Annotated in this window: 13 protein-coding genes; 7 read left to right on the top strand and 6 right to left on the bottom strand. The window is 69.1% G+C overall.

The features are described from left to right. Positions 1-13: 13 nt before the first annotated feature. Positions 14-1498, bottom strand: coding sequence for a Mur ligase family protein (locus MHN80_RS11135; protein WP_239401606.1), 1485 nt, complete (start codon positions 1496-1498; stop codon positions 14-16). A 305-nt stretch (positions 1499-1803) separates the two neighbouring features. Between MHN80_RS11135 and MHN80_RS11130 the strand changes: the two genes are divergently transcribed. From MHN80_RS11130 to katG, 3 genes are all read left to right on the top strand, one after another. Next, positions 1804-2820 carry a ferritin-like domain-containing protein gene (locus MHN80_RS11130; RefSeq protein WP_239401604.1) on the top strand — a complete coding sequence of 339 codons (1017 nt, stop codon included), beginning with the start codon at positions 1804-1806 and terminating at the stop codon, positions 2818-2820. Between the two features lie 130 nt (positions 2821-2950). Continuing rightward, positions 2951-3382 carry a Fur family transcriptional regulator gene (locus MHN80_RS11125; RefSeq protein WP_174316841.1) on the top strand — a complete coding sequence of 144 codons (432 nt, stop codon included), beginning with the start codon at positions 2951-2953 and terminating at the stop codon, positions 3380-3382. Positions 3383-3435: 53 nt separating this feature from the next. Continuing rightward, a complete protein-coding gene (gene katG / locus MHN80_RS11120) occupies positions 3436-5661 on the top strand; it encodes a catalase/peroxidase HPI (RefSeq protein WP_239401602.1) in 2226 nt (741 codons plus the stop codon). A gap of 153 nt (positions 5662-5814) precedes the next feature. On the opposite strand, the gene MHN80_RS11115 is transcribed toward katG, so the two are convergent. Continuing rightward, positions 5815-10098 (bottom strand): AMP-binding protein, encoded by a 4284-nt coding sequence (locus tag MHN80_RS11115; protein ID WP_239401600.1) that lies wholly within the window; start codon positions 10096-10098, stop codon positions 5815-5817. 144 nt (positions 10099-10242) lie between these two features. Then, positions 10243-11334: an alpha/beta hydrolase family protein gene (locus MHN80_RS11110; RefSeq protein WP_239401598.1), complete on the bottom strand. Its 1092-nt coding sequence runs from the start codon at positions 11332-11334 to the stop codon at positions 10243-10245. A 161-nt stretch (positions 11335-11495) separates the two neighbouring features. On the opposite strand from MHN80_RS11110, the gene MHN80_RS11105 reads away from it, so the two are divergent. Further along, positions 11496-11978: a cupin domain-containing protein gene (locus MHN80_RS11105; RefSeq protein WP_004019151.1), complete on the top strand. Its 483-nt coding sequence runs from the start codon at positions 11496-11498 to the stop codon at positions 11976-11978. Positions 11979-12055: 77 nt separating this feature from the next. On the opposite strand, the gene MHN80_RS11100 is transcribed toward MHN80_RS11105, so the two are convergent. The 3 genes from MHN80_RS11100 to MHN80_RS11090 all read right to left on the bottom strand — a co-directional run bounded on the left by MHN80_RS11100 (position 12056) and on the right by MHN80_RS11090 (position 14995). Further along, on the bottom strand, positions 12056-13357 hold the full coding sequence (locus tag MHN80_RS11100) for an amidohydrolase family protein (RefSeq protein WP_239401596.1): 1302 nt from the start codon (positions 13355-13357) through the stop codon (positions 12056-12058). After that, entirely contained in the window at positions 13354-14319 is a 966-nt protein-coding gene (locus tag MHN80_RS11095) for a PDR/VanB family oxidoreductase (protein WP_239401594.1), read from the bottom strand. The genes MHN80_RS11100 and MHN80_RS11095 overlap by 4 nt, the downstream gene beginning before the upstream one ends. Before the next feature lie 70 nt (positions 14320-14389). Further along, a complete protein-coding gene (locus tag MHN80_RS11090; RefSeq protein ID WP_004019154.1) occupies positions 14390-14995 on the bottom strand; it encodes a helix-turn-helix domain-containing protein in 606 nt (201 codons plus the stop codon). A gap of 222 nt (positions 14996-15217) precedes the next feature. Between MHN80_RS11090 and MHN80_RS11085 the strand changes: the two genes are divergently transcribed. The 3 genes from MHN80_RS11085 to MHN80_RS11075 are packed head-to-tail and all read left to right on the top strand — an operon-like array spanning position 15218 to position 18224. Continuing rightward, positions 15218-16552 carry an amidohydrolase family protein gene (locus MHN80_RS11085; RefSeq protein ID WP_239401592.1) on the top strand — a complete coding sequence of 445 codons (1335 nt, stop codon included), beginning with the start codon at positions 15218-15220 and terminating at the stop codon, positions 16550-16552. After that, complete coding sequence (locus MHN80_RS11080; RefSeq protein ID WP_004019156.1) at positions 16552-17322, top strand: ABC transporter ATP-binding protein; 771 nt, start codon at positions 16552-16554, stop codon at positions 17320-17322. Before MHN80_RS11085 ends, MHN80_RS11080 begins: the two co-directional genes overlap by 1 nt. Continuing rightward, a complete protein-coding gene (locus MHN80_RS11075) occupies positions 17319-18224 on the top strand; it encodes an ABC transporter permease (RefSeq protein ID WP_004019157.1) in 906 nt (301 codons plus the stop codon). Before MHN80_RS11080 ends, MHN80_RS11075 begins: the two co-directional genes overlap by 4 nt. Positions 18225-18356: the final 132 nt, after the last annotated feature.

Below are 18356 nucleotides of genomic sequence, written 5' to 3'. Positions count from 1 at the left end.
GCCGCGTCGCCCGCTACGACGTCTCGAGGATCGCGCGCCGCAGCTCGGTGTGATCGTCGAAGAACGTCGTCGCCGGTCCGTACCGCCGGAAGGTGTCACTACCCCGGCCGGTGACCACGACGACATCGTCGTCACCGGCCATGGTCGTGGCGATCGCGAAGGCGGCCTGCCGGTCGGGTTCCTCGATGACGAGCGCCGACGCCGCGCGGCGTGCACCCCGGAGCACCCGGGCCCGGATGGCATCCGGGTCCTCGTCTTCCGGGCTCTCATCGGTCACGATCACCACGTCGGCGTACTGTGCCGCGACCTCGCCCAGGGGTTCTCGCTTGCCCGGGTCACGCCCGCCGGTCGCGCCGACGACCACGATCAGTCGACCGCCCTCGGTCAGTGACCGCAGATACGGGAACAGCGCATGCTGACCAGCGATGTTGTGCATGTAGTCCACGATCGCCCGGTAGGGCTGCCCCGCGTGCACGGGTTCGCAGCGGCCCGAGATGCCGGTCACCGCCGAGATCCCCTCGGCCGCGGCAGCGAGGTCGACGCCGTCGGCCACCGCGGCGGTGAGCGCGAGCAGGGCGTTGCCGACCTGGCGCGGACCCAGCACCTGCAGGCCCATCCGGGCCCGCCCGTGCGGCGTGTGGACGGTGAACTCGGTCCCGAGCCGGCCGGTCCGGATCTCGGTGGCGACGACATCGGCATCCGGGCGGGAGGTCGAGCACGTCCAGGTCTCCGTCGTGGTGCCCGTGGCCAGTCGCGCGCCCCAGGCGTCGTCGATGTCGATCACGGCGATCTGCGTCCGTTCGGCGGTGAACATCGCGGCCTTGGTCGCGAAATAGTTCTCCATCGAGTCGTGATAATCCAGGTGATCATCGGACAGATTGGTGAACGCCATCACCCGGAACACCGTGCCGTCGACCCGCCCCTGGTCGATTGCGTGAGACGAGACCTCCATGGCGCAGCAGGTGACGCCGTGGCGCCGGAACATCGCCAGTGTCCGTTGCAGCATCGGCGCCTCCGGCGTCGTGCGCAGCGGGACGACGTCGCATCCGGGTCCTCGGATGCGCGCGCCGGAGATGAGTCCGGCGGCCTCACCCCCTGCAGCCAGCGCGGCGTCGACGAAGTGAGTGGTGCTGGTCTTCCCGTTCGTTCCCGTGACACCGAAGACCCGCAGGTCTCGCGACGGCTCGCCGTGGAACCAGGAGCTCAGCGGCCCCATCACGCGACGCGGTTCATCGACGAGAAGTGAGGGCAGCCGAAACGCCGGCCGGTCGCTGATCACCAGCACGGCACCGGCGGCGGCCACCTCTCGCTCGAAGTCGAGTCCGTGCCAGCGGCTGCCGGGTATCGCCAGGTAGGCGTCCCCGGGACGGATCGTCCGGGAATCGTCGTCGATGTCGCGGACGATGATCGAACCGACGTCGGGTCCGCCGACGATCGGCGTTCGGAGATGGTCGGCGATCTGCGCAACGGTGAGCTGCGCACCCGGATGGGGGTCCATCCTGCGACTCCGCTCCGGGTTCATCGCGCCGAGGTACCCGGGCCGCGGGCGAGCCCAAACCTCGACGTCGGGGTGCCGTTCGGTCGGTATCCGCCCCGGTACCGAGCAAAGCTCGGCAATCGGACATGGACCGCCCGGTCGGGCGCAACTGTGACACGCTTCACATACGTTCGGAAACGTTGTGACACTTGCTCTTTGCCGACTCGACCAGGGCCGATTCCCGCCGAGGTGTTACATCTGCCCTCGTCGTGGCAACACTCGGGTTGTAGCCCATCCCGACCCGCACCAGAGGGGAGCAAGAACCGATGACCGTTTCCACCACCACCGTTCACCAGCAACTTCGCGCGATCCTCGCGCTGACCCACACCGAGATCCAGATCGCCGAGACCCGGCAGGCCCAGGCACGCACCGACGCCATCCGCAAGGAACTCGCACAGAATGCCGAGAACGCACGCGAGCGTGCCCTGACCATCGAGAACGCGCTGCGCGACCGCGGCGGCCTCGTCGATGTGGTCCGACCGGTCCTCGGCCGCTTCGGAGCCGTCGCCAAGACCCTGGCCGAGCAGGCCCAACCGCTGGACGAGGCCCTGCTCGACGACCTCGCGCTCGAACAACGACTCGTCGCACGCGCCACCTACCTGAAGGCATTGGCCACCGGCCAGGAGGACCAGGCACTCGTCGCGCTGGCCGATCAGCTCATCGACGCGCACACCGCCACTGTCCACTGGCTCACCACCGTGCTCGCCGAGGAGGCGCTGGGTGGCCCGGCTGCCCTGCGTCGCGGGCCCTCGCAGTGGGCCAGCGGCCTCGCCGCGCGCGCTCTCACCGCTCCCGCACTCGGCGCATCGTGGGCGATCGACCGGACCGCCGAATTCGCCCGCCAGCTGCCCGACCCGGTGGACTCGATCCGCAGCCGATTCGGGCGCGCCGTCGACGACGCATCGGAGACCGCGGCGCGGGCGACCGACGCCGTGAGCAACGCCGGCGCAGCCGTCTCCAAGACGGTCGCGGCGGGACGCGACGCGGCCCTCGAAGCCGTCGAGGACAGCGCCCGCGACAATGGCGCCGACGGTGCCGCCGACGCGCTCCACCAACTGCGCGAGATCACCGGAACCGTTGAGGCCGAGGACCTCCCGATCGAGGGATACGTCGACCTCAACGTCACCGACGCGGTCACCGCGGTCAAGGAACTGACCAAGCCGGCCGACCTGCGGGTCACCCTCGCCTACGAGGAAGCACACAAGAACCGCCAACGCGTGGTCTCGGCGATCGAGATCCGATTCGCCGAACTCGCGAAGGACCTGGTCGGCATCGACAGCTGATCGCTCCGCACCGACCCGACGGCCGCCATCCATCTGATGGCGGCCGTCGTCGTGTGCGGACCGGAAAGGAATTTGGATCAGATCCAGAAAAACCGTGCGCGGTCGCGACGACGCCCCTATGGTGGGTCACGTGGCATCGACATCGGACTATGCCCAGCAACTCCGGGCCGCAGATCTTCGTGTCACCCAGCCGCGGGTGACGGTGATGCACGCCGTCGACGATCACCCACACGCCGACACGGACACGATCTACCACGCGGTGCGCGAAACCCTCCCCAAGGTCTCACGTCAGGCCGTCTACGATGTGCTGCACGCCCTGACCGAGCGCGGTCTCATCCGCCGAATCCAACCGTCGGGTTCGGTGTCGCGCTACGAGTTTCGTACCGGAGACAATCACCATCACGTCGTCTGCCGCGCCTGTGGCGCGATCGCCGACGTGGATTGCGCAGTCGGGGAAGCCCCATGCCTGACCCCATCCGAGGACCACGGTTTCGCGCTCGACGAGGCCGAGGTCATCTTCTGGGGACTCTGCCCCGAGTGCGTCAGCACGGCCCCGACCTGATCGCACCCTGTGATCATTCAGCCCATCAGCAGTTCCCCCTCGAAAGGAATGTCGTGACCTCCGACAGCCGCCCGCCCAATTCCGACGAGCAGACCCGTAGCAACAGCGAGAGCGAGAACCCGGTCATCTCGTCGCCCGAGCCGAAAGCTCATGCGCCGCTGACCAACAAGGACTGGTGGCCCGAGCAGATCGACCTCTCGATCCTGCACGCACACTCCTCGCTCTCCAACCCGCTCGGTGAGGATTTCGACTACTCGGCGGAGTTCGCGAAGCTCGATGTCGAGGCCCTCAAGGCCGATCTCGTCTCGCTCATGACCACCTCGCAGGACTGGTGGCCCGCCGATTACGGCCACTACGGCGGCCTGTTCATCCGCATGAGCTGGCACGCCGCCGGCACCTACCGCATCTTCGACGGCCGCGGTGGCGGTGGCCAGGGTGCGCAACGCTTCGCCCCGTTGAACAGCTGGCCGGACAACGCGAACCTCGACAAGGCACGCCGCCTGCTGTGGCCCATCAAGCAGAAGTACGGCACCAAGCTCTCGTGGGCCGACCTCCTCGTCTTCGCCGGCAACGTGGCGCTGGAATCCATGGGCTTCAAGACCTTTGGATTCGGTTTCGGCCGCGAGGACATCTGGGAGCCCGAGGAGGTCTTCTGGGGACCGGAGGATGCCTGGCTCGGTACCGACAAGCGGTACTCGGGTGAGCGGGAGCTCGCGAAGCCGCTCGGCGCCACCACGATGGGTCTCATCTACGTCAATCCCGAGGGCCCCGAGGGCAAGCCGGACCCGATCGCCGCAGCCGAGGACATCCGCGAGACGTTCAGTCGCATGGCGATGAACGACGAGGAGACCGCCGCCCTCATCATCGGCGGTCACAGCTTCGGCAAGACCCACGGAGCCGGCAACGCCGACCTCATCGGACCCGAGCCCGAAGGCGCACCCATCGAGCAGCAGGGACTGGGCTGGAAGTCGGGTTACGGCAAGGGGAAGGCCGAGGACACCGTCACCAGTGGCCTCGAGGTCGTCTGGACCTCCACCCCCACCCAGTGGGGCAACGGCTTTCTCCAGAACCTCTACGGCTACGAGTGGGAGCTGACCAAGAGCCCCGCCGGCGCCTGGCAGTACGTGGCGAAAGACGGTGCGGGAGCAGGAACCATCCCCGATCCGTTCGGCGGACCCGGGCGCGCCCCGACGATGCTGGTCACCGACGTGGCACTGCGTGAGTCGCCGATCTACGCCGACATCACCCGCCGCTGGCTCGACCATCCCGAGGAGCTCGCCGAGGCCTTCGCGAAGGCCTGGTACAAGCTGCTCCACCGCGACATGGGACCGGTCAGCCGCTACCTCGGTCCGTGGGTTCCCGAGCCGCAGATCTGGCAGGACCCGGTGCCCGCCGTCGATCACGAACTGATCGACGACGCCGACATCGCCTCGCTCAAGAGCACTCTGCTCGACGCCCTCTCGCCGACGCAGCTGGTGAAGACCGCGTGGGCATCGGCTGCCAGCTTCCGCAGCACCGACAAGCGCGGTGGCGCCAACGGCGCACGCATCCGCCTGGAACCGCAGAAGAACTGGGAGATCAACGAGCCCGGCGAACTGGCCAAGGTGCTACCGGTCCTCGAGCAGGTCCAGAAGGACTTCAACGACTCGGCGTCGGGCGGCAAGAAGGTGTCGCTCGCCGACATCATCATCCTCGGCGGCGCGGCCGCGGTCGAAAAGGCCGCGGAGGCGGCCGGATTCCCGGTCACGGTGCCCTTCACCCCGGGTCGCACCGACGCGTCGCAGGAGAGCACCGACGTCGACTCGTTCGAGGTTCTCGAGCCACGCGCGGACGGGTTCCGCAACTACAGCAAGGGCGGCGAGAAGACACCGCTGGAGTCGCTGCTCCTCGATCGCGCGTACATGCTCGATCTGACCGCGCCCGAGCTGACCGCGCTCGTCGGCGGTCTGCGCGTGCTCGACGTCAATCACGGTGGCAGCAAGCACGGCGTGTTCACCGACCGCCCCGGCGTCCTGACGACGGACTTCTTCCGGAACATCGTCGACATGAACACGGAGTGGAAGAGCGGCTCCGACGAGAACGTCTACGAGGGAACCGATCGGGCCACCGGTGAGAAGAAGTGGACGGCAACGGCTTCCGACCTCGTCTTCGGTTCGCACTCTCAGTTGCGTGCCCTGTCTGAGGTCTACGCCCAGGACGACTCGGCGGAGCGATTCGTGAACGACTTCGTCAAGGCGTGGGTGAAGGTCTCGAACAACGATCGGTTCGATCTGGCCTGATCTCTTACCATCGCAACGTAGAACACCCCGCGGGCGCGTTTCCGCGGGGTGTTCTACGTTCAGCACTCCCACTCGGTCAGGGGTGCAAATTGCGGAATATGTAACGGTTTCCAGTACGAATCCCGCACTCTGTCAGATCGGGCGCCGCGGAACTCACGCCCTCCGCAGGCACGCGACGACCTCGGCGAGGACCTGCTCGACCCGGGATTCCGCGAGGGCGGAGGCCGCGCCGGTCACCAGGACCTGCAACTCCCCCTGCGCGGTCGGCGAGCCCTCGATCTGCAGCATCCATCGCGTGATCCGCGGTGGGAACACGTACAGATGACCACCCGCGCTCGGCCGGGTGATCGTCGGGACCCAGCCCAGGAGAACCGGAACCGGGAAGAGGCGACCGTCGACGACCGGGCGTCCCAGTGCGTCCAGCACGTCTTCCATCGGCCCCGTCGCCGCGCCGATGCACCGACGGGTCCGCTCCACCGAGTCGCGCGCATCCTCTCGGGCGTCCAGCGGCGTCATCGCGGAGATCACGAAGTCCCCCACGGTGTCCCCGGCACCCACCGGCCGCGTCGACGCCGCGGTGGCCGCCATCACCCGATCTTGTCCGGTCAGCCTCGCCAACGCCTCGGACACCGATCGACCGAACGCCTCGAACGACGTCATGCCCCGCTCGGACGCGTCGGTGTGGAATCGTGTGTGGACATCGGCGTCGACGAGGGCTCGACGGCGGATCGCCGCTGACTGTGTGCGCGAGACCGGGTTCACCCCGTCCAGCGTGAACGATTGCTCGGGCGGCAGTCCGAGCAACTTCTGCCACGACGCGCCGTCGACTCCGCGGTCGGCGCGGGGCGCGCGCGGCGAGATGGAGTGCACGGCCGGGACATCGGCCCCGCGAGCGATCAGGTCCGCCTCCCGAGCCAGTGTTCCGAGCGACTGACCGTCGACCGCGATGTGATGGAACACCGCGACCGCGGCCTCCACATCGCCGTCGGCGTCCGACAGGATGCGGACGCAGAACGGCGGAGCCACCCGGACGTCGAGCGTCGCCGACATCTGCTCGGCCAGTGCACTCAGCCGCTCGCGTGTCGGGTTCGGATTCGACTCCGAAACCACCTGCACGGCGGCATCGATCGCGGTGCCGGCGCCCCCCGCCAGCGCCCGCTGGACCGGCCCGGCGGGGGTGTCGGGGTAGATCGACCGCAGGGCAGGGTGCCGAACGGCCAACGCGCGGAGCAGTTCCCGCAGTTCGGTCGAGGTGGGTCGCCCGGTTGCAGGGGGAACCCATGCGACGCGGACGAGCTGCCCGTGCGGGCGCCCCGGCGCGCGTTCGACCGTCCGTTCCGCGGACGTGAGCGGCCGGTCGTCGTCGGACCCGGCCTCCCGCGGCGAGGCGATGTCCGAGCACACCGGCGCGACCATCCGCCCGGCCAGTGTCTCCAGGTCGGGGGCGGTGAGCATGTCGTCGGGCCCGATCTCGGAATGCCCCGCCGCCGTGAGCGATCCGACGACCCGCATGACCGCCAGGGAGTCACCGCCCTGCTCGAGGAAGCCGGCGAACAGGTCCACCGCGTCGGTGCCCAGCGCCTCACCCACGACCCGCACCAGGAGGGTCTCGTGCGAGCCGATGGGTTTACGCGCCGACCGACGACCGGGGATCGGGTGGTCCGCCAGCTTTCCGACGTCGAGCTTGTTGTTGCCGGTACGGGGCAGCGCGTCGATGCCGACGACGAGCGCCGGGACCATGTACGACGGCAGCACACCGGCGACCGCGCGACGCAGCCCGGGTGCGTCGACGCCCGTTCCGGTGTCCTGCGGCACGACGAACGACACCAGCGCGGTACGGCCCGACGGCAACTCACGCAGGATCGTCGCGGAACTGCGCACACCGGTGCATCGCCCCAGCGCGGCATCGATCTCGGCGAGTTCGATGCGCAATCCTCGCAGGGTCACCTGGCTGTCGCGCCGTCCGAGCACACGGACTTCACCGGCCTCGGTCCACTGGGCAAGGTCCCCGGTCCGGTACATGATCTCGTCGTCGGAGAACACGCTCTTCGCGAAGACCTCGGCCGTCGCCGCCGGGTCGTCGAGATAGCCGTCGGCCAGTTGCGGACCCACACAGTGCAGGGTGCCGAGCGCACCAGGAGGCTGTGGCCGCCCCAGGCGATCCAGGACCGCCTCGCCAACCCCGACCATCGGCGGGCCCACCGTGATCGCCCCGCCCGGAGACAGCGGCGCGGAGATGTTGATGCTACATCGAGACTCGGTGGGTCCGTAGGCGTTTCGTAGTCGGACGCGCCCCGCCCACCGGTCGACCAACCGCGGCGAGGGCGGTTCGCCGCCGATGATCACCTGCACCAGGTCGTCGGCGAGATCCACGGGCAGGGTGTCGAGGACCGACGGGGTGACGATGAGATGGGTGACGCGATGGCGTCGGATCAGATGTGCGAGACCATCCCCGCCGGGAGTCGAGTTCGGCGCGACGACGACGGTCGCCCCACAGACGACCCCGCACAGCATCTCGACGATCCCGGTGTCGAAGGTCGGGGACGAGGCGTGCAGGATGCGTGACCCGGACGTGAGCGCATACGTCTGTCGGATCTCCGCGATCAGGGCGGGCAGGCCGCGGTGGGTCATGACCACGCCTTTGGGGGTTCCCGTCGACCCCGATGTGAACAACAGGTAGGCCGCGTCGTCGGGCCCGCAGTCCAGTCCCGGCCTCCGGTCGGCCTCCGGGGAATCGGTCTCCGGGGAATCGGCCACCGGCGAATCGGGGTCGCTGTGCTCGAGATCCAGCCACCGGATCGAGCCCGGGCGTGGGGCGCCCGGCACGCACAACCCGACCTTGGCGCCCGAGCGATCGAGCAGATCACGCGTTCGCGCCTCCGGTGCGAACGGGTCGCCGATCGGCACCCATACGCCGCCCGCACACAGCACCGACCAGAACGCTACGACGGAGGCCGCCGACCTCTCGATGGACACCGCCACCCGGTCGCCCGCACCGACCCCGGCCTCCACGAGCAACCGGGTCCCGCGATCCACCCGGCGGGCGAACTCGCGCCGGGACACCGAGACCTCTCCGTCGATGATCGCGATGGCCTCGGGGTCCGACGTCCAGTGGTTCTCGAGGTGGCTCACGATCGGCGTGAAGGGCGGCGTCGGCGGCCCGCTCACGCACCGGAACCGCTCCCATTCGCCGTCGACGAACACCGAGTCGTCGGGAATCGTCGGGCCGCCATCCAGTTCAAGGAGGGTGGCGGTGAGATGTCGGTCGAAGCGTCGGGCAAGGGTGGCCAGCGCGTCGCTGTCGAAAACGGCATCCGGGGCTTCCCAGGTCACCGCCTGATGCCCGTCCTGGTCCGCGGGGTGCAGGGTCACCGCGACGTCGGAGATCGGACCGGTCCGCATCACCTCCAGTCCCCAGTGCAGACCGTCGACGGCGGGCGGATCGAAACCCGGCAACAGGTTGACCACCGCGCCGAAGTCGTTGAGCTCCTTCCGGTTCCGCAGCATGTCCTCACGATGAAAACGCTGATGGCGCAGCGCGTCGACCAGGGCCGACGACACGTCGGCGAGGGCCTGACCTGCGCCCCGGTCGCCGATTCCGGCGAGGCGCAACGGCACGACGTTCGAGACGGGTTGCACCGCCCGTAGACGCGCCGCCGAGGTACGTGCCGCCACCGGGAGACTCAGACCCACGTCCGGGGTGTCGAGGAGCCGGGCGCACAGACCGGCGAACCCGGTGACGAACTCCGCCGATGACGCGGTGCGCGGACCGGTCAGGGTGTGGGTGACGCGCACGATCGACGACGTGAGGCGCGGGACGGTACCGGCGAGCCGCGAGGGTTCGAGGGCGTCGAGTCGTCGCGCCCAGTGTTCCTCGTCGACTCCTCGGCGTCGCGAGTCTCGATACCTCTCCTCTTCGGCCTCGAGTTCGAGGTCGTCGGCGAGGGGCATTTCATCCGGCCGCGCGGCACCCGCGTAGACGGCGGCGATGTGCGCCATCACCCGCAAGGCGCCGGCGCCGTCGGTGAGCACGTGATGAACACGCACGATCCACCGGTGGAAGTCGGGAGCGAGAACGTGCAGTTCACTGCGGAACAGCGGGAGTCCGAGGTCGGCGCCCGCGGGATCATCCAGGAAACGCTGCGCTCGCGACTCGCTCTCCGCCGCCGGGTCGGCACACGCGGACAGGTCCACGCACGCCACCGGGTCCAGTCCGGAGCCGGCGGGTTGCACGGGATGCGGATGACCGTCGGCCGGCGAACGGTCCGGACTCAGACGTACGTCGCACCAGCCGACGTGGTCGAGCACCGCGCCGGCCGTGCGGTGGAGTTGTTCGGCATCGAGCGGGCCGGACAGGGTCAGGCCGAAGGCGACGACGTGCGAGACCTCGGGATGCAGCAGTTGCGACAGCCACAGGCCGCGGCGGGTGACGGTCATCGCGGATCGCCCCCTGGACATCGTCTGGTGGAGCCGTGCCCCGAGATCACGTCCCGACCGTAGGTCCGCCGAGTTGAACGGACGCTGAAACGCGAGGTCCGGCGGTCGACGGCGACCGCCGCCCGCGGTGCATCTCCCGCGGCGTCACGCCCCGAGCGCGCGGGCGAACATCGGCCAGGACTCATGCATCTGGTCCTCCCAGTACCCCCAGGAATGCGTACCGGTCGCCGGGAGCCGGACGACGGCCGGGATGCGGAGCGCGGCGAGACGATTAGCCATCGTCACCGTGCACGATCGTGCGGTCGCCTCCGCGAAACCGCCGGCGGCGACCTGCTCGGCGAGTTCCCCCACGTTGCCGGCAACTCGCCGGTCGGACAGGTTGTCATGCGCGCCGGGCAGGCCGGTCGCCGCGCTGATCCACAGGGCGGGGGTGCGGCGAGCGAGCTTGTAGGCGTTGATCACCGGGTCCTGCGCCGCCCACTGCGGATCGCCGGGCGGCCCGTACATGTTGCTGGCGTCGGCGAGTCCGGGCACGAACGCCACATTGCGCAGGAGCAGCTGTCCGGTGGGCGACGCGGTGTCGGCGCATCCCGAGTAGGAGCCCACCGCCCGGTAGAAGCCCGGGTAATTCTCGGCGATCCGGAGCACCGCCGTACCAGCCATCGAGATCCCCGCGACGCCGCGCGAGCGCCCCGGACCAGATCGTCCCCCGTGCGCGTTCTCGAACGCCGCGGGCAATTCCGAGGTCAGGAAGGTCTCCCACCGCAGGGGCCGGGACGACTTCACGCCGAAGCGGAAGTTCGCGGCCGGATCGACGCGGCGCCAGTCGGCGTAGTAGCTCGCGGCACCGCCGATCGGGGTCACGGTCCACACGTTCTTGTTGGCGTAGAAGGAGTTGGCGTCGGTGGCGTGCGTCCAGTCGTCGTTGTCCTCGCCGCCCGTCGATCCGCTGAGCAGGTACATCACCGGTGCGGCCTGGTTCCGGTTGGCCGGCGTCTGCACCAGCGACGGGACCTGGGTCTGCATGGACCGCGACCACACCGACACCACCAGGTTCCGCGGCGACACCCAGGTCTCCCGGTACGGCGCGCCCGCGGTCGCCTTGGCGTAACGGACCCCGGCGAGGGTGTCCGCGGCCGCGGTACCGGCTGACGGCACCAGCAGCCCCGTCACGCCGAGCACCGCGCAGAGGAGGGCAGCGCCGACGACGATCGCGACATGGGACAAGCGAGACATCCACGGCTCCCTGGGTTCGGGCCGGGTCATCGACCCGGCTCCGCCATCGTAGGCACATCGACCTGTACCCAGAACCGTTCGGGTCAATCGTCCAGAGCTGTCCCCCAGCGGAATCGGACGAATCGGTTATCCCCTCCGCCCGGTCGACGTACGGTCGGACGATGACACCTCTCCTGCGCACCGCCGTCGCGACGCTCGCCGCCGCGGCCGCTCTCCTGACACCCCTCGCGATGTCGTCGACGGCGGCGAATGCCACGCCCTCGTCCGGGATCTCGGCGGTCAGCCTGGCCAAGGCGGACATCCCGGCGGATCTGCTGCCCTTCGTGCCCGACGGCGTGCACGTCGAGGTCCGCGAGATCACCATCGCTCCCGGCGGCACCACGGGCTGGCACTATCACGACGGCACGCTCATCGGCCTGGTCCGCCAGGGCACGCTCACCCATCCCGGCTCCGACTGCAAACCGGTCGTCTACCGGACCGGCGAGATCATCCAGGAGCCCGGGGGCAAGGCGAACACCCATGAGGGGACCAACCTCGGGACCACCCCGGTCGTCCTCGACGTCCTGTACCTGATGCCGCTGAACAAGCCGCTCTCCGAGGACGCCCCGGCACCCCCTTGCGCGACAGGCCCATCCGCTCCCTGAGGTGCGAGGAGCGCAAGCAACCCCCATCCGCTCCCTGAGCCTGGAGCCTCGTCGCTCGCACCTCAGGGAGCAGGAGGTTACGTCAGCAGCCCTCCGAGTTCGGTTGCGAGCGTGCGGGATTCCGCGGTGAGGAGCCTGCCGTCGCGCACCACCCACCGTCCGCCGACCATGACGTCGCGGGGTCGACGGCCCGGGCCCGCCCAGAGCAGTCCGTCCACCGGGTCCGGGACCCCGGCGTCGAAGACGTCCGAACAGTCCCATACGCACAGGTCGGCTGCGGCCCCGGGCCGCAGGTGCCCCAGCTCGGCGCGGCCGAGTCCGGCCGCCGAACCCTCGGAGGCCATCGCGAGAACCGTTCGCGCCGTCACGGGTTCGCCGATCAGTCCCGAGACCTGCACGGCCAGACGACCGTCGGCGAGCAGATGTCCGGCGTCGTTGCTCCCGCCCCCACTTGTGCCGAGACCCACCCGGACGCCCGCGGACACGAGTGCGGCGACGCGCGCAACTCCCCAGCCCATCGGCACGTCGCATCCGGGGGCATGAGTCGCCGAGGCTCCCGACCGAGCGAGAAGAGTCAGTTCGTCGTCGGTGATGTCGCACAGGTGCGCTACCGTGACGTCGTCATCGAGCCAACCCCACTCCTCGAGGAGGGCGAGGGGGCGTCGCCCGTATCGTTCCGCGGCGACCTGCACATCGATCTGCTCGTTGGCCTGGGTACGGCGACGCAGACCGAATCGGGACGCGACCTCGGCGAGCGTCGCGAAGGTCTCGGGTCCGTCGGCGTGCACTCCGGACGGCCCGACGGCCAGTTGGAGCATTCCGTCGGGACTGGTTCCGGTCGAAGCCGCATGCAGGTACGTCCGATGGATGTCCTCGACCGATGCGGCAGCCAGATCCGGGTCGTCACGAGCGGTGCCCCGCACGAACACCAGCCGCGCCTCCACCCGTGCGGCGGCACCGATCGTCGCACCCGCCAGTGCGACCGGGTCCTGATCCCGGGGCCAGGTGAGGTGATGATCGGCCACCGTGGTCACGCCGCACAGCAGCGACTCCGCGAGGCCGACCGCGGCCGCAGCCCCGGCGAGCTCCGGATCGACGCCGACCGACGAATAGCGTTCAGCCATCAGGCCGAGCCACCGCGGCATCGGTACGGATCGACTCTCCGGGCGCGATCGGAACGCGGTCTGCAACAGATGATGGTGGGCGTTCACCAGGCCGGGGGTGACCACGCACCCCGAGACGTCGACGACCTGATCTGCCCCGTCCTGTCCGTCGGCGCCGTTGCCGATCCACCCGTTCACCACGACGACCGGGTCCCGCGCGACCGTCGAGGCGTCGCGCAGCACCGCCGCGGCCCCGGTGAGCACGGTCGTGGTCACAGTTCGAGAACCAATCGACCACTCGTGCACCGAGACACGCAGATCATCATGGACTCGTTCTCGGACCTCTCCTCCGGAGACAGGATCGAGTCCCGATGGTCCACCTCGCCGCTGACAACCCCGGTCTCGCACGTTCCGCACACCCCCTCGCGACACGACGAGGGTGCCACCACCCCGCGTCGGTCGAGGACGTCGAGGATCGTGCGGTCCGCCGGCACCGTCACCGTCACACCCGAGAAGGCAAGCGAGAGTTCGAACTCCGCGTTGGCCTCGGACTCCGTCGACGTCGCGGTGAACTTCTCCGCGAACGAATCGACCGCCGGTTGCGGTTCACACACGCGTGCAACCGCTTCCAGCATCGACGGTGGGCCGCAGGCGTAGACCGCGGTACCGCGTGCCAGCCCGGACAGCACCTCATCGAGATCCAGACGACCCGCGATCCCCGATTCGTGAACGGTCACCAGCCCGGGGTGCCTGGATTCGATCTCGTCGACGAACGCCATCTCCGCACGCGATCGCCCGACGTAGACGAGTCGCCACGGCCGACCCGAACGGTGCGCCTGTTCCGCGAGGGCGAGCACGGGAGTGATGCCGATACCACCGGCCACGAACACGTATCCCAACGCGCGGGTCAGCGCGAAGTGGTTGCGCGGCAGACTGATCGTCACCTCGGCGCCGACCTCGACGTCGTCGTGCGCGGAGACCGAACCCCCGCGGCTGTCGAGCCGGCGTTCGACGGCGATCCGATACCTGTCCGTGTCATCGGGCGCGGACAGCAGCGAGTACTGCCTCACCGGTCCGGCAGGCGTGTGGAGATCGATGTGCGAACCGGCGGTCCACGGCGGCAGCGCCTCGTCTCCGGACGGCGTGAGGACGAATTCGTCCACCCGCCGGGCGATCCGGCGCCGAGACACCACACGAACACGTACGGTGTCCTGGACGTCGTTCACTGACAATGACATCGGAGATCTCCTCGATACTTCGATCTCCGCCGGAATTCCCAGCCACGGGAACCAGCCCCACCACCGCGGGTCAGGGCACCTGCGCCGACGCCTGGACAACGATCAGGCGAGCAGCCACGGCACCGATGAGCCGCCATCGGTGGGGAATGCCGCCAGCGTAGTAAAGGCTGTCGCCTCTTCGCAATTCGAGAACACTGTCATCCCCGAGGTCCACCTCGATCTCGCCGTCGACGACGTGCAGCCATTCGTCCTGCTCGTGCTGGAAGTACTCGCCGTGGTCCCTTCTGTTCAACAACTGCTCCTGCGGGAAGAAGACGGCGTCGCCGCGGACGAGCAGGCGCGCATATCCGGCGTTGTCCCCGGCCTGCGGGAGGGTCGCACCCTCGCCCGCGCGTACCAGTTGTGCCCCCATCGGCGCCGCGGGCGGGACTCCTGCCACGTGCGTGGGATCGGCGGCCAGCATGAGACTCACCTGCGTGGTGTCCAGGGCTCGGGCGATCCGTTCCAGCGTCGTCATGCTCGGACGCGCGTAACCGCGCTCGAGCTGGGACAGGAACGGGTGCGAGATACCGGCCTGTGCAGCCAGATTCGCCAGTGTGAGGCCGTGCTGCTTACGGCGTCGGCGGATTTCGGTGCCGAGTGACACCTGCGCGAGATCCGGCTCGTCGAGCGCCATGCGGCCACCCCCTTCCTCCGGCGAGAAATCGCCACCGATGGTTACACGCCCGCAGCGCTGGTTAACGTCGCGGCAACAGCGCATTCCTATATTCGGTCGTGTTGACGTGATCAACAAGTATCACGAACCGCCCCACCCCCGCCGACCCCCAGCCACAGCGGGACCACCAACCCTCTCGTGCACCGTCGCACGTCGATCCCGAAGTCTCCGAGGAAGTTCCGTATGCAGGCTCCGCAGACAGCGCCCGTCCCGGGCATCACCGGGTCACTACCCGACGGGTCGGTGGTCGATGTCGAACTCTCGGCCGACGCCGACGGCACACGTCGGGTCCGCGCCGTCACGCCGTTCTCCCCCGGGTCGCCGCGCACTGCCGGTTGGCTCGACCTCCGCGGCCACCTCCTGCTGCCGACCGCGGCCGAGCCTCACGCCCACCTGGACAAGGCCCTGTCGTGGCCGGAGCTCTCACCTCCGAGCGGCGATCTCGCGGATGCCATCGCGTCGTGGCGGGCCGGCAGCATCGTCCTCGACGAGGCGTCGTTTCGGACACGCGCGCTGCGGACGACCTCGTCCATGCTGGCCAACGGCATCACCGCGGTGCGCACGCACGCCGACATACTCCCGCACGAGGACCCGCTGCGCGCCGTCCGTGTCCTCATCGAGGTCCGCGACCATCTGCGTGGACTCATGGACGTCCAGATCGCGGTGCTCGCGAGTCCCCTGACGCCCACCGCGCACATCGAGGCCGCACTCGACGCCGGGGTCGATCTGGTCGGCGGCGCCCCCCACATCGCCGACGATCCGCTCCTCGAGCTCACCAGGCTGCTCGACCTGGCCGAGGCGCGCGGCATCGGAGCCGACCTGCATGTCGACGAGTTCCTCGACGGCGACCACCTGACCATCGAGGCCTTCGCCGACCGGGTCGCCGACTGGCCCGAGGACCGGATCCGCACGGCCGGCCACTGCTGCCGCCTCGACACCCTGGCCGCCGACGACCTCGACAGGGTCGCACGGGCACTCGCGCGTGCGCGTGTCTCGGTCGTCTCACTGCCGGTGACGAACCTGTATCTCCAGGGCCGCCACGGCCCGTCGGCGGGGCGCCGGGGAATCACCCCGATCGATGTCCTGCGCGATCACGGGGTCCGCGTCGCCGGGGGCGCGGACAACATCCGCGACCCGTTCAACCCCGTCGGTCGGGCCGACCCCTTGGAGACGGCCGCTCTGCTGATCACCGCCGCCCATCAGAGTCCGGACACAGCAACAGAATTGGTCACCTCTGAGGCGCGGTCCGTGCTCGGACTCGAGCCGGCCGGGCCGATCGTCGGCGCACGTGGTGATCTGGTCGCGATCCGCGGGACCGACCTCACCGAGGTGATCGCGACCGCCCCGGCCGACCGGGTGGTCATCGTGAACGGGATCCCGGTCGCGCGCACCGAGACCACCACCTGGACGGCCTTTCCGTCGCCCCCGGTCCCGTCGCCCCCGGTCCCGTCCCCGCCAGGAGCGTTTGCAGCAGGAGTGTCACCAGCAGGCATGTCCCCCGTCGGTATGGAGAGATGATGAGTTCACCCGCAACGACCCCCAGACCGGCACTCGGTCACCCGCTCGTCGGCTTCGAACACGTGGAACTCACCTATCCGGACGGCACCCATGCCCTCCGGGATGTGAACCTCACCGTGCGCGAGGGCGAATTCGTCAGCGTCGTGGGCCCATCCGGCTGCGGCAAGTCGACCCTGCTGCGCTTGTCGTCGGGATTGGAGACGATCACCGACGGCTACCTGCAGAGCGGAGCCGAGCGGATCGGTTACGTCTTCCAGGACGCCACCCTGCTCCCGTGGCGGACGGTGGCCGACAACGTCGCACTGCTCGGCGAGCTCGACGGCGCACCGAAAGCCGAACGGCGCGAGCGAGTTCGCGCCGCGCTCGAGACAGTCGGCCTGACCGGCTTCGACAAACACCTTCCGCACATGTTGTCCGGCGGGATGCGGATGCGGGTGTCGCTGGCCCGGTCACTGACCCTCGACCCCGACCTGTTCCTCTTCGACGAGCCGTTCGCCGCCCTCGACGAACTCACCCGCGAGCGACTCGGCACCGACCTGACCGAACTGTTCGCCGTCAAACGCTTTGCCGGCCTGTTCATCACGCACTCGGTCGCCGAGGCCGCGTTCTTGTCCACTCGCGTCCTGGTGATGTCGGGGCGCCCGGGCACCATCGTCGACGAGATCGAGGTCCCGTTCGACTACCCCCGGTCGCCCGACCTGCGCTTCGAACCGGAGTTCGGCGCGATTGCCGGCAGGATCTCCCGCGCACTCCGAGAGGCACATTCATGACCGCCCCCGAGACCGACACCGACACCACCGCGAGCGTGCGAACCCCGAAGCCCGGCAAGGCCGGGACCCCGGACCCCGGATCCACCACCGAGCTCGCCGTGGCGGCGCGCACGAGCCGACGCGGACGATCTCGCTCGAAAGCAGTGGGGGTCGCCGCACCGCTCGTCGTCCTGGCACTGGTCATCGGTGTCTGGTACCTCGTGAGCTACGCGGTCCTCGATCCCGGGCGACGATTCCTGATGCCACCTCCGCATCAGGTCGTCACCGACGGCCTGCTCGGCGATGCCGCGCCGGCGATGTGGGAAGCGTTGAGCCGTACGGCGACCGTTGCACTGACGGGTCTGGTGATCGCCGCCGCTATCGGCATCACCTGGGCCGTGATCATGTCGCAGTCGCGCCTGATGGAGAACGCCCTGTTCCCGTATGCGGTGGTCCTGCAGTGTGTCCCGATCCTCGCACTCGTTCCGCTGGTCGGATTCTGGTTCGGATTCGGTTTCAGCGCCCGCGTTTTCGTCTGCGTGCTGATCTCGCTGTTCCCGATCGTGTCCAACACGCTGTTCGGCCTTCGGTCCGTCGATCGGCAGATGCGCGACCTGTTCGCCCTGCATCATCCGAGCCGCCTCACCATCTTGCGCAAACTCGAGTTCCCTGCCGCGATGCCGGCGATCTTCGCCGGCCTGCGGATCTCGGCGGGCTTGTCGGTGGTCGGCGCGATCGTGGGCGACTTCTTCTTCAAACAGGGCAATCCCGGGATCGGCATCCTGATCGACAACTACCGGTCGCGGCTACAGGCCGAGGAGTTGTTCGCCTCGATCGTGCTCGCCTCACTCCTCGGCGTGGCCGTCTTCTGGTTCTTCGGCTGGCTCGGCAACCGCATCGTCGGCCGCTGGTATCAGCACTGACCTGATCTTCTCTCACCGGGTGGTTTCGACTCGGCTCCTCGCTTCGCTCGGTGCCGGCTCAACCAGCGGGGGTATCGGCTCAACCAGCAGGCGGTGCCGGCTCAACCAGCGGGGGTGCCGGCTCAACCAGCG

The sequence above is a fragment of the Gordonia sp. McavH-238-E genome (assembly GCF_022348225.1).
In the GTDB taxonomy this organism is placed as follows: domain Bacteria; phylum Actinomycetota; class Actinomycetes; order Mycobacteriales; family Mycobacteriaceae; genus Gordonia; species Gordonia terrae.
Note: the sequence above shows the minus strand (reverse complement) of the source record. Positions and strands in the feature narration are given on the sequence as shown.